This window comes from Paenibacillus naphthalenovorans (genome assembly GCF_001465255.1).
Taxonomy (GTDB): Bacteria; Bacillota; Bacilli; order Paenibacillales; family NBRC-103111; genus Paenibacillus_G; species Paenibacillus_G naphthalenovorans.
Genome location: NZ_CP013652.1, coordinates 1,507,778 through 1,519,946, shown reverse-complemented (window position 1 = coordinate 1,519,946; position 12,169 = coordinate 1,507,778). Strand labels below are relative to the sequence as shown.

The window sequence follows — 12,169 nt, the reverse complement described above, 5'->3', positions numbered from 1 at the left end:
ATGCCCTCCCTCAATGCATAATGGTCAGCTTCTCTAATTTGTTCTGTAATGCCATCATACTTGATGAAAGAGGCAGCGGCCTATTTTCAGGACAAACCGCTAATTTAAAGTGACTAAATATATGTAAAAGACGACAAACTGTTTTCAAAATTTGTCTTTATAAAAGTTATAAAAGGTGCCAATAAAAGTTAAAATAAAAACCAGCACCCTCATAAGGGTACTGGTTAAAGGTTGTGATTATGCATCCTCCAACGGATTAACGCGCAAAAATATGCTTACCGATTTTCAACACTTGCGGACGCGTCCAAATCCATGCGCTCGTTGCCGTGTCGGGATTAAAGTAATAGAGCGAGTTTTTCGTCGGATCCCAACCGCGTACGGCGTCGAAGGCTGCCAGATAGGCGCTGCGGTCGGGTGTTAACCAATACTGTCCGTCATCTACAGCAGTAAAGGCTCTTGGCTGGAAAACTACGCCTTGAATTGTATTCGGGAATAAAGGCGACTGTATCCGATTCATGACGACAGCTCCTACGGCCACCTTGCCCATGTAAGGCTCACCGCGTGCTTCGCTGTGTATAACGCGGGCCAGGATATCGATTTCTGCCTGATTTAAGCTGTATTTTTTAAGCATAGCCCACGTGCGGTCCCCAACAATGCCGTCCACCGTGAGGCCGTAATTTTTTTGAAAGCTGCGTACGGCGGAGGCTGTGTGTGCTCCGTATTTACCGTCTAGGGGCTGCTGGTAGTAACCCAAAACCTTCAGCCGGTACTGCACATCCCATACATCCCCATTGGAACTGCCCATATTGAGCGTTGGTGCGGCGTTTGCGTGATCCGCATATACCGCAAATGAAAAAAATAAAAGGAATGAGAAAAGGATGGCCATCGTCCATTTTTTCATGGTATGATCTCTCCTTTCATCCTTTTTCATTGTACCGGGTGATGGTATCGGGTCACAACCCGCAATTATTGGCATTAATTTGGAAAAAAATAAGCAAGCCTCATCCCGGGGCTTGCTTACATGAAAGAGTGTTACGGTTGTGCTCCCAACTGCACTTCTTCTATGTAATTCACTTTTCTCCAGATTTCTCCTAAGGTTACAGGTCTTCATGATCGCCATAAACAACAAAGGAGCCGCGCTGCCGATAGCTCCATTTACATCCTTCATTTTCCTTGAAAATGCATCATTCCCTATAATCCTTCACGGCAATGCTCTCCATATTTCTTTTGTTTTTATTTATCGTTTATATTTAAAGTTCCCATAATCGATGACCACGACCCGATTATTCCGTTTTAAACGCAGGTTAGGCGTATAGGGTGTATGATAATCGCGTACACTCCTTGAGGGAAGGATTCCATTTTTATGAAATTTCTTTACTAATTTCTTAAGTTTTTTTCTATATTTAGGAATATTGGGGAATTTTTTATTATACTTTTTCATGGTTACCCAGCGATATGACGTGTCGTAATCGATAATTCGGGCAAGGTGTTTTTTTATCGGTCTCTCGGATGACTTATACAAGATGACTTCCGTTTGATTAGACCGGATTCCCTTTTTGGATTTGGCTACTTTAAACACACGGCGTTTGCCTAAATCGTATACGATTCGTGTTCTGCCGGCCCCAATGAATTTCTTTCCTTTTATTTTCTTTTTCATGTACCTGTCCAATTTAATCAAGGTCGACTCCCTCCTTTCCAACCCTATGTTGAATCATCACTTCGGGAGCTGCGTATTTTATCAAAATATTATTTTATTGTAAATTTAGTATATGTTGAGAAACAAAATCCGAACTGGGTATTCATATCACTAGTAAAAAATGGTCTTGAAGCTGGCTATATGGAGGGTCATCCGTTTACCGCATTTGCCATTTCTACTGAATCACCTTTATCGATTGATCTTTTGCAGACACCATGAGAATGAAATCATGATATGCAAAAACATCTGACGCCTGATCCGTAATGGCCAGATGAAGATCCCCGGATTGATCCAATACCTTAACGCCATATTCTTCTCCCGCTGCAAGCTTGCATATGATTTTATCATTCACAAATTGGACGCTTTCCACCGGCTCTTTGATTACAAGCGCATCTTCTTTGGACGGTTCCACCCTGTAAAGATGGAATTGCCCTTTTACATTGGCAGCGGTGTAGTACACCTGACCGTCGATTTCGTCATACCAATTGGCAACGGGAAGATCGGATAATTTTTGCTCATCCGTTCCATCCAGGTTCGCTGAATATAAAGAATGATCCGCATCTTTTACATAGTACAGCTTGTGATTCAATATTTTAAAATGGCTCACTTCCGCATGGATGATCTTTTCCGTTTCATTTGTCTTGATATTGATCTTGTAAATCTTGTTTAAATCCCCATGTTCAACAGGATACGATGATGCCAGCACATAGACATCGTCTCCGAGAACGGTAGTGGAGCGATCTGGGCCAAAGCTTGTGGACGTACCGTCATTCGTTACATGCCATCCGTAGATCAGATTCGGATTCCCTATCCGTTTGCCATGTTGATTCTCTTGCCCGGCCGCAGCCAGCAATAGATTATTCCCTCCTGGCGGCACGAATTGATGGATAGTTAAGGTTCCATTCGGAGTCTGTTTAAAATCGAGATACCCTTGTTGCTCTATTGCAGCCTTTCCATTGTCGTTTACCTTGCAATAGACATCGTAGCCCATGATTGCTCCGCCAACATGATAAGAGAACCAGAGTTCGTCATCTCTGATCTCAAAATTCAAACGCTTATTAAAGCTGTATGAGGCATCCACATCATAAGAATATACCGGTTCTTTATTTGACGTGTTATGAACAGGCGCTCTGTATACATGGTTCGTGTTTCCTATGGTTTCTGCAAAGTAATAATATCCTTTAAATACGGCAACATCATTCTCACCTGCAAAGGTTGGGAGATCCACGGTTTTCACCTGAGGGTTGCCGGAATTTATATTCAGACCTTCGTTATCGTCCCACACATATTCCCAACCCCATTCATCATGTGCAAATTTCCAGGTCAGAGGGAAATAGATCACGTTGTTGAAGCTTAAAAGGGGATATTCTTCTTTGGAATTGTCCACCGTCCTGCCGTTGATAGTAATCTTAAATGCAGGGATGGCTGCCTTGTAGCCGCCCGAATGTTTATGATCGGTTTTGTAAGGAACATAAGATGAAGTCACTTTTCCTTTAGCAATGTTAAGCCCGTCCTGTTGCGTCCATTCCGTTTCCAAGCCCAAAAGTCTGGAATCATACCATGTCATCGGAACATAGGTGATATCCCTATACACGAGTAACGGATATTCCCGGTATTCATTTTCGACTTTATTTCCGTTAAGCTTCACCTCAAATGTTGGCAATGTAACGCTTACACGATGCTCCGCAGCGAGACCTCTACCGGAAGGCAGAAGCAAACTCAAACAAAGCGTCAATGAACCGGCCCATAAAAACATCTTCTTTCTCACAGGAATCGTCGTCCTCTCTAACGTTTCTTTAGAATTACTTTTGTCGTATATTTTCCGGCTTCCACTGCAAACGAATCGTTGGATGCGATTAATAATTCTTCAATTAAAAGAAAGACCCGGTGTGTAAATAAAGCTTCCGCCAACCTTTAACGCGTTTAGAATTTCCATATATTTTCGAGCGTAGGCTTCGAACTTCCCGTCGGTTTTTAAATGATGATGAGTAAAATGGTTTGAAAAAGCCTTATGGGAAATGACAGTCCCCCAAGTGTTTGAAGGAAAAGTAGATTCAAGCCAATTGATTTGAAATAAGAAATTTGAAGTCTTCACCAAGTTTCTGTCCATTCCATAGGCCTTTACATTTTCCGGCTGCCTTACTTATTCGTAAGGCTCTGCAGATCGGCATCACTTTGATTTAATATATTATCCTCCAGCACCGCATATTTATCGCCATATTCTTTGATGATATGTTTTTCTCCCCAATCACATAAGGCATCCAATATCGATTTGAGACTCCATCCGTATTCACTGAGCTCATATTCTACCTTGGGCGGGACCTGGTTATAGACGATTCGGTTCACGATGCCATCCTCTTCCAATTCTCTGAGCTGCTGAGTCAACATTTTTTGTGTTATTCCGGGCATCAGGCGTTTTAAATCGCTTGTCCGTTTTTTACCGCGCGTTAAATGGCACAGGATGACGCATTTCCATTTTCCCCCGATGACCTCAAGGGTAGCCTCAACCGAGATGTTGTATTTCTTTTTAGTCATCGTTCATCTGCCTCCTTGGTGTATAGGAACTTTTGAGTACCTATGGTACTTTAAAGTACGTACTGTTCATTTTTGTCCGCTGGATACATAATAACATTTGCCGGCCGGTAATTACCAGATAGGAGTGGAACGAATGTCTTTGGATAAAAATAGAAGTACGTTGGCGCTTCTAGCCTTGGCCATAAGCGCCTTTGCGATTGGAACAACCGAGTTTATCAGTGTGGGGCTCCTTCCCCTGATCGCTGAAGATTTAAACATCTCCGTTACCTTAACCGGGTTAACCGTTACGTTATATGCCCTGGGCGTTACTTTCGGAGCGCCGGTATTAACAGCTGTGACATCGGGCATTCCCCGCAAAACGCTGCTGGTGTGGATCATGCTTGTTTTTATTATAGGCAACAGCCTTGCCGCTCTTTCCAGCGGAATTGTAATGCTGCTTACAGCCCGCGTCATCTCCGCGCTCTCTCACGGTGTTTTCATGTCGATCGGTTCGACCATCGCGGCCGACATCGTACCTGAGAACCGCAGGGCCAGCGCTATTGCGATCATGTTCTCCGGGCTGACGGTCGCCACCGTTACCGGTGTGCCGCTCGGCACCTTTATCGGCCAGCAGCTGGGCTGGCGCGCAGCCTTTATTTCAATTGTCGTCATTGGCATTGTTGCTTTCATCGCCAACATGATCCTTGTCCCTTCCCATTTGCGCAAAGGCGGCAAGATACAGATTCGCGATCAAATGAAACTTGTCACTAACGGACGGCTGCTGCTTGCGTTTATGATTACCGCCCTCGGGTATGGAGGAACCTTTGTCGTTTTCACTTATTTATCCCCGTTACTGCATGACATCACTGGATTTAAGGAAACGACGGTAGCCTTCATTCTCCTGCTGTACGGAATCGCCATCGCCATCGGCAATGTCATCGGGGGCAAGGCGGCGAACCGAAAGCCGCTTACGGCCTTGCTGTGGATGTTTGTTTTACAAGCTCTTATACTCTTTCTTCTTACATTCACCGCCCCGTATAAAATTCCGGGATTAATCACCATCTTCGGCATGGGATTGCTGGCTTTTATGAACGTACCCGGACTTCAGGTTTATGTCGTCACGCTGGCAGATCGTTACGCCCCCAGGGCCGTCGATGTCGCATCTGCCGTTAATATTGCCGCCTTTAACGCAGGCATTGCCATTGGAGCCTATCTGGGCGGTATCGTTACGGATGCCATCGGGCTTATTCATACAGCTTGGATCGGCGCAGTCATGGTATTGGCAGCCGTGGTCCTCACAATCTGGAGCATGGTTCTGGAAAGAAGACAGAAAACCGCAGCTCATGCGGGAACCTGCTTATCAATACATTGAACCATTGAACCGCATGAAATACTGACATAAATAAAATAATAAAATCTGGAGGCAGTCCTTATGAACCAACATTTACAAAGCAAAATTGCACTGAACAATGGAGTTCAAATGCCCTGGCTGGGCATCGGCGTTTTTAAAGTAGAAGAAGGCTCGGAGCTCGTCGAAGCCATTAAATCAGCGGTAAGACACGGCTACCGAAGTATCGATACAGCGGCGATTTACGGCAATGAAAGCAGTGTCGGACAAGGAATCCGCGAAGCACTTCACGAGAACAATCTTGCCAGAGAAGAGCTCTTTGTCACTTCTAAAGTATGGACGGTCGACCTGGGTTATGAATCCACACTGGCCGCTTACGAGACGAGCCTGAATAAGCTGGGCTTGGCATATTTGGATCTTTACCTCATCCACTGGCCGGTGGCTGGCAAATATAAAGATGCTTGGAGAGCTTTGGAGACCCTTTATCAACAGGGTCGGGTTAAAGCGATCGGGGTCAGCAACTTCCAGATTCATCATCTGGAGGATCTAATGAAGGATGCGGAAATTAAACCCATGGTGAACCAGGTGGAATTCCACCCGTTCCTGACGCAAAAAGAGCTGCTCAGCTTTGCGAAAAAGCATAACATACAGCTGGAAGCCTGGTCGCCGTTAATGCAGGGACAGCTGCTGGATCATCCGGTTCTCAAGGAAATTGCCGACAAGCACGGCAAATCTGTCGCTCAAGTCATTCTGCGCTGGGATCTGCAGCATGAGGTTATCACCATACCGAAGACAACAAAAGAACACCGGATCATCGAAAATGCATCGATCTTCGATTTTGAGCTGACGAAGGATGAAATGGATCAAATCGATGCGTTAAACCAAAATCGCCGTGTCGGCCCGGATCCGGACAACTTTGATTTTTAATTAGAAGCCGATCAGATCAGGACGCCGTCCCTTCCCTTGCGGAAGGACGGCGTTTTGAGCCTTATAGAAGGTTAATCCGTTTCTTAACGATGATTGTATTGAAAAAGCCGAGTGAGGAAATTATTCATCAACAAGGGTAGCGAAATCAGGATAGGAGGATCATCCGGACGGGGAACGTGAAGCATAACATGCTGATGGGGTACGGAGCCATAGGGTGCGACTACGATCGGCTGTTTTGACCGGAAGCGTAAGGTTGTATGCGGAAGCAGAACATCCATGGTTTGCATCCCCCAGGAGATGGATGTAGCCATCAGATAATAGGTGCCCGGTTTGACACCCGTAAAACAAAAATGTCCTAAAGAAGAAAGCAGTGTGCCATAAAGGGGAAGTCCTTCCGGAATCGGTTTGGCAAACAAGCCGATCAGAATGACGCCTTCAAAAGGCTGCTCGGCTTGGACGGTCCCTTGTATTCTGGCGTGTTGATTGGAAGCAGGAGGAGATTCGTACCAATGCTTAAGCGTCCGCAGTGTATGGAAGTGGCTCTCCGCTTGCAGCAAGGAGGAATTCCGAAAATCCGACGGTGTCATGCCTACCCGTTCGGTAAATCGGGTGGTGAAAGTTCCCAGACTCTGCTGTCCGATCTCCAATACAATATCGCGAACGCTCAAATTCGTGCGCAGGAGCAGCTCTTTTGCCTTTTGCAGCCGGAGGGATGAAACATAATATAAAGGCGGAATGCCCGTTCTTTCTTTGAAAATGCGCGTGAAATGGTATGGACTGTAGGCGATATGAGCGGCCAGTCGGGAGAGCGAAAGCGGTTCGTCCATATGCTGATGAATATAAGCGATTACCTCGTCTATTTCTGCATATCGGTCAATCCGCATTCCTGCATCTTCCTTCCGTCCGTATTTTAGGTGATGACCAGTCAACTTGGATACCCCACACGATTAAAGCGCTTTACAAAAATTATCATATCAAACATATGTTCTGTTGTAAATCATTTCCTTCCGCAGAACAAAATTTATTTGCATGGTCTCCCGCATTGAGTTATGCGCCCTTCAAAGCTTATAATAGGACGAGAAAAAGTTAAAAGAAAAGGTGTTATTTATGAGCATATTAAATGTAGAACGGCTAAGTCACGGCTTCGGAGACCGCGCTATCTTCAACGACGTATCCTTCCGGCTGCTCAAAGGCGAGCACATCGGACTCATTGGCGCCAACGGTGAAGGAAAATCTACCTTCATGAACATCATTACGGGCAAACTCCAGCCGGATGACGGCAAGATCGAATGGTCCAAACGCATGCGCGTCGGGTATCTTGATCAGCATGCGGTGCTCAGCAAGGGCTTGACGATCCGCGATGTCCTGAAGGGAGCCTTCCAATACCTGTTCGACATGGAACAGGAGATGAACGACATGTACGCGAAAATGGGCGATGTTTCACCGGAAGAGCTTGAGCAGCTGCTCGAGGATGTCGGAACGATTCAAGATACATTGACGAATCAGGATTTTTACATGATCGATGCCAAGATCGAGGAAACCGCCCGCGGACTGGGACTTACGGATATCGGACTGGATAAGGACGTCAATGACCTTAGCGGCGGACAGCGAACAAAGGTATTACTCGCGAAGCTGCTGCTCGAAAAGCCGGACATCCTGCTTCTCGACGAGCCGACGAACTATCTCGATGAGCAGCATATCGACTGGTTGAAACGTTACCTGCAGGATTACGAGAATGCCTTCATTTTAATTTCTCACGACATTCCGTTCCTGAACAGCGTCGTTAACCTGATCTATCATATGGAAAATCAAGCATTGACCCGTTATGTCGGCGATTACAACCATTTCCTGCAGGTCTATGAAATGAAAAAGCAGCAGCTTGAAGCAGCCTATAAGCGCCAGCAGCAGGAAATTGCGGACTTGAAAGACTTCGTAGCCCGTAATAAAGCAAGTGTTGCGACGAGAAACATGGCGATGTCCAGACAAAAGAAGCTCGACAAGATGGAAATCATCGAGCTGGCAAAGGAAAAACCGAAGCCGCAGTTCAACTTCAAGGAAGCCAGAACCTCCGGTAAGCTGATTTTTGAAACGGCGGAGCTTGTCATCGGTTATGACCATCCTTTATCGAATCCGCTTAACCTGCGCATGGAACGCGGCCAGAAGATCGCGCTTGTGGGTGCGAACGGGATCGGCAAGACGACGCTGATGCGCAGTATTTTAGGGGAGATTCAGGCTCTGTCCGGTTCCGTCCAGCTCGGAGAAAGCTTGAGCATCGGCTACTTCGAGCAGGAAATGAAGGAGGCCAATTACAATACATGCATCGAGGAAGTGTGGAACGAATTTCCTTCCTTTACACAGTTCGAGGTGCGCGCGGCGCTGGCCAAGTGCGGACTCACAACCAAGCATATCGAAAGCAAAATTGCCGTGCTTAGCGGCGGGGAAAAGGCAAAAGTGCGGCTTTGCAAGTTGATCAACCGCGAAACAAACCTGCTTGTTCTCGACGAGCCGACCAACCACCTGGATGTGGATGCCAAGGACGAGCTCAAGCGCGCCCTCAAGGCTTACAAAGGCAGCATCCTGATGATTTCTCACGAACCGGAATTTTATCGCGATATCGTTACCGATACATGGAACTGTGAATCCTGGACGACCAAAGTGTTTTAAACGATGTTTCCCAAGCATATCCAACCGCGCTAGGTCGGATATGCTTTTTTTACAACAGAAGTATGTCGATTTGCCTCCATACAAAAGCAGTCCAAGACCTGAAAACAAAGTCTCGGACTGCTTGATGTGAAGGACTCCATCCTCCATTGCGATGAGGCCCCGCGACAATCTTTTTTACACGCGGACAAGGATGCTTGGATTCAAGTCAGCAACGGTATTGCTTCCTGAAAGAGCCATCGCCACATCCAGTTCGCCTAACAAGGTATCCAGTACGCTTGCAACGCCTTGTTCCCCCGCGACAGCCAAGCCCAGCATAAACGGACGCCCGATCATGACCGCATTGGCCCCTAAAGCCATCGCTTTGATAACGTCCGAGCCCGTGCGAACGCCGCTATCCAGAAGTACGGGAAGCCGCCCGTTCACCGCTTCCGCAATTCCGGGCAGTGCTTCCAATGCGGAGACAGCCCCGTCGAGCTGGCGCCCGCCGTGATTGGACACAACGATGCCGTCTGCTCCATGCTCCAAGGCAAGCTTCGCATCCTCCGGATGAAGTATGCCTTTTAACAAAATCGGCAGGCTGGTATGCTCGCGTAAAAATGCAATGTCGCCCCAGCTCAATGCCGGATGGTAGATCCCACGGATAATTTCTTCTACTGCATTCTCCGGGGTGACTTCCGTCAAACGAGAGCGGAACACAGGGTCCTGAATATAGTTGGCCAGCCCCTTCCCTTCCCGAAGCGGAGAATACCCGTTGCGTAAATCACGGCGTTTCCATCCTTGCATGATGGTATCTACCGTCAGTACAATCGCAGAATAACCCGCTGCTTCCGCCCGCCTTACCATGCTTGCGGACACTTCGCGGTCGTTGGACCAGTAGAGCTGGAACCAGCGGGGAGCATCTCCCATCGTTTGTGCGATCTGCTCCAACGAATAAGAGGAAACGGTGCTGACCACAAAAGGAATTCCAGCCGCCGCTGCAGCTCTGGCCGTCGCAAGCTCGCCATCCGGATGAGCAATGGCCTGCATGCCGACCGGCGCCAATAGAACCGGAGTACGCAGCTGTTGGCCAAAGAGCGTGATGTGAGCCGAACGATGGGTGACATCCCTCAACATCCGCGGGACAATCGCCCACCGGGAAAACGCTTTAATGTTGGCTGCCAACGTCTCTTCCACACCCGACCCGCCGATGATATAATCAAATGGACCGTCAGGCAGAATCTCTCTTGCCTTCAATGCCCAATCTTCAAACGAGACCGGAAGTGATTTCGTATTTTTGTCCACTCTTGTGAACAGATAAGTTTCTTTATTGTCCTTTGCTACTGCCACAACGCACTCTTCCCTTCCCCTGGTTAGCGAATACCGCTATCCCAAACTAGCTGTCTAAATTCATGCAGCATCGTAGATTATTCTACAAATAACCCTTAAATCCTGCAAAGTGAATCCATCCGACGTGAACTTCGATGGATGCCCTTGGTTGGGTCCAGCCTATCCCGCAGCAAAAAAACAGAGCAGCCGCTCTGTTTTAAGGTATTTCGATCCGATTGAATCCGCATGCCCTAGTGTGCAGACACTCGCTTGCCTTCCGTATCCCCTTCCGGCGACGCGGCTCGTTTAAGAAAAAATGATATTGTCCAAGCGATGGCGACCAGTCCAAATGCAAGCAAGAACGCGCTTTTCATTCCGGCCATCATGGCTGGAATTTGCAGTCCGGCCGCTTCTTTCGCAGCCGCCGCACGTTCCAGAAAGCGTTCGGAGCTTTTGGTCATCACGGTGACCAGCAGTGCGGTACCGATCGCGCCCGCCACCTGCTGAAGCGTGCTGATAATGGCCGTACCGTGAGGATATAGCGGGGGCGGAAGCTCGTTCAAAGCGTTGGTCATGACCGGCATCATTAACATCGAGATCCCCAGCATCAACAGCGTGTTCCATACCATGATCATGCTGTATGAGGTGGACAAGGTGATAAAGGCAAACTGCCACAGCGAATGGCCTATCAGCGCCAATCCGATGACCGCAAGCCACTTGGCGCCGAATTTATCAAATAACCGGCCCGTAATCGGCGACATCATCCCCATGACAATACCTCCGGGCAGCATAACCAGACCTGCCTTCAACGGACTGTAGGCCAGCGCGTTCTGCAAAAAAATCGGCAGCAGCAGCATGGCGGAGAACATCGCCATCATAACGATGATCATAATCAGAGTCGACATCCTGAATATGCTGTATTTAAATGTTCTTAGATCCAGCAAGGGCTCTGACACCGTCAATTGCCTCCATATAAACAGGCCTAAAGAAACGATCCCGGTGGCAATGGGAATAAGGACCCCGTTGCTTGACCACCCCCCGTGTCCTTCACCGGCACTGCTGAAGCCGTACACAATCCCCCCGAATCCTACGGTTGAAAGAAGAAGCGACACCGCGTCAATCTTCGGCTTTGACGTCTCCGTCACATTTTTAAGCTTCAAAAATGCAAAAACAATGACAAACAGAGCGACCGGCAAAACGCTATAAAAGAGAACCCGCCAGCTGAAATGCTCGACAATGATACCGGACAAAGTGGGGCCGATCGCGGGAGCAAATGTGATCACAATGCCGATCATCCCCATGGCCGAGCCTCTTTTTTCAATAGACACCGTGGCGAATACCACATTGGTCAATAAAGGAAAAAGCACCCCGGTTCCCGCGGCTTGAAGCACCCTTCCGATGAAAAGCAGGGCGAACCCCGGTGCGATAGCCGCTACGAATGTACCTGCTGTAAACACGCACATGGCTGAAAGGAACAAGCTTCTTGTTGTAAACCGCTGAATCAAAAAAGCGGTGACCGGTATGAGCATACCGATTACCAACAGATATCCGGTTGTCAACCATTGCGCGGAGCCAGGCGAAATCGCGAGGTCTCCCATGATTTTGGACAAAGCTACACTTAGGAGCGTTTCATTCAATATGGCTGCGAACACGCCAAGGATCATAACCATGACCACTAAAAAGTTGCTTTTGCTCCCAAATGTCCCTCCGTCAGC

General features: G+C 47.7%; 10 protein-coding genes. 3 read left to right on the top strand and 7 right to left on the bottom strand.

What is annotated here, in order from left to right; all coding sequences use genetic code 11:
• Positions 1 to 256: 256 nt before the first annotated feature.
• The 4 genes from sleB to IJ22_RS07315 all read right to left on the bottom strand — a co-directional run bounded on the left by sleB (position 257) and on the right by IJ22_RS07315 (position 4,231).
• The gene (gene sleB / locus IJ22_RS07330) at positions 257 to 901 is read right to left on the bottom strand and encodes a spore cortex-lytic enzyme (RefSeq protein ID WP_062408251.1); all 645 of its coding nucleotides are present in this window, start codon (positions 899 to 901) and stop codon (positions 257 to 259) included.
• A 336-nt stretch (positions 902 to 1,237) separates the two neighbouring features.
• The gene (locus tag IJ22_RS07325) at positions 1,238 to 1,678 is read right to left on the bottom strand and encodes a hypothetical protein (RefSeq protein ID WP_062408249.1); all 441 of its coding nucleotides are present in this window, start codon (positions 1,676 to 1,678) and stop codon (positions 1,238 to 1,240) included.
• Between the two features lie 193 nt (positions 1,679 to 1,871).
• On the bottom strand, positions 1,872 to 3,464 hold the full coding sequence (locus IJ22_RS07320) for a DUF5050 domain-containing protein (RefSeq protein ID WP_235594280.1): 1,593 nt from the start codon (positions 3,462 to 3,464) through the stop codon (positions 1,872 to 1,874).
• Between the two features lie 371 nt (positions 3,465 to 3,835).
• On the bottom strand, positions 3,836 to 4,231 hold the full coding sequence (locus tag IJ22_RS07315; RefSeq protein WP_062408247.1) for a winged helix-turn-helix transcriptional regulator: 396 nt from the start codon (positions 4,229 to 4,231) through the stop codon (positions 3,836 to 3,838).
• Positions 4,232 to 4,364: 133 nt separating this feature from the next.
• On the opposite strand from IJ22_RS07315, the gene IJ22_RS07310 reads away from it, so the two are divergent.
• Positions 4,365 to 5,582 carry an MFS transporter gene (locus tag IJ22_RS07310; RefSeq protein WP_062408245.1) on the top strand — a complete coding sequence of 406 codons (1,218 nt, stop codon included), beginning with the start codon at positions 4,365 to 4,367 and terminating at the stop codon, positions 5,580 to 5,582.
• A 60-nt stretch (positions 5,583 to 5,642) separates the two neighbouring features.
• Positions 5,643 to 6,485 (top strand): aldo/keto reductase, encoded by an 843-nt coding sequence (locus IJ22_RS07305; protein ID WP_062408243.1) that lies wholly within the window; start codon positions 5,643 to 5,645, stop codon positions 6,483 to 6,485.
• A gap of 83 nt (positions 6,486 to 6,568) precedes the next feature.
• On the opposite strand, the gene IJ22_RS07300 is transcribed toward IJ22_RS07305, so the two are convergent.
• Complete coding sequence (locus IJ22_RS07300; protein WP_054817231.1) at positions 6,569 to 7,369, bottom strand: helix-turn-helix domain-containing protein; 801 nt, start codon at positions 7,367 to 7,369, stop codon at positions 6,569 to 6,571.
• A 223-nt stretch (positions 7,370 to 7,592) separates the two neighbouring features.
• On the opposite strand from IJ22_RS07300, the gene IJ22_RS07295 reads away from it, so the two are divergent.
• Positions 7,593 to 9,149 (top strand): ABC-F family ATP-binding cassette domain-containing protein, encoded by a 1,557-nt coding sequence (locus IJ22_RS07295; RefSeq protein WP_062408242.1) that lies wholly within the window; start codon positions 7,593 to 7,595, stop codon positions 9,147 to 9,149.
• A 174-nt stretch (positions 9,150 to 9,323) separates the two neighbouring features.
• Here IJ22_RS07295 and IJ22_RS07290 read toward each other — a convergent pair whose 3' ends face one another.
• Entirely contained in the window at positions 9,324 to 10,475 is a 1,152-nt protein-coding gene (locus IJ22_RS07290; protein ID WP_062408241.1) for an alpha-hydroxy-acid oxidizing protein, read from the bottom strand.
• Between the two features lie 230 nt (positions 10,476 to 10,705).
• A complete protein-coding gene (locus IJ22_RS07285) occupies positions 10,706 to 12,124 on the bottom strand; it encodes a DHA2 family efflux MFS transporter permease subunit (RefSeq protein WP_062410899.1) in 1,419 nt (472 codons plus the stop codon).
• Between the last annotated feature and the right edge of the window lie 45 nt (positions 12,125 to 12,169).

Bases quoted from the DNA above. Each gene is read 5' to 3' on its own strand.
- sleB (WP_062408251.1), bottom strand. From the start codon at position 901: ATGAAAAAATGGACGATGGCCATCCTTTTCTCATTCCTTTTATTTTTT.
- IJ22_RS07315 (WP_062408247.1), bottom strand. From the start codon at position 4,231: ATGACTAAAAAGAAATACAACATCTCGGTTGAGGCTACCCTTGAGGTC.
- IJ22_RS07310 (WP_062408245.1), top strand. From the start codon at position 4,365: ATGTCTTTGGATAAAAATAGAAGTACGTTGGCGCTTCTAGCCTTGGCC.
- IJ22_RS07305 (WP_062408243.1), top strand. From the start codon at position 5,643: ATGAACCAACATTTACAAAGCAAAATTGCACTGAACAATGGAGTTCAA.
- IJ22_RS07300 (WP_054817231.1), bottom strand. From the start codon at position 7,369: ATGCGGATTGACCGATATGCAGAAATAGACGAGGTAATCGCTTATATT.
- IJ22_RS07295 (WP_062408242.1), top strand. From the start codon at position 7,593: ATGAGCATATTAAATGTAGAACGGCTAAGTCACGGCTTCGGAGACCGC.
- IJ22_RS07285 (WP_062410899.1), bottom strand. From the start codon at position 12,124: ATGGTTATGATCCTTGGCGTGTTCGCAGCCATATTGAATGAAACGCTC.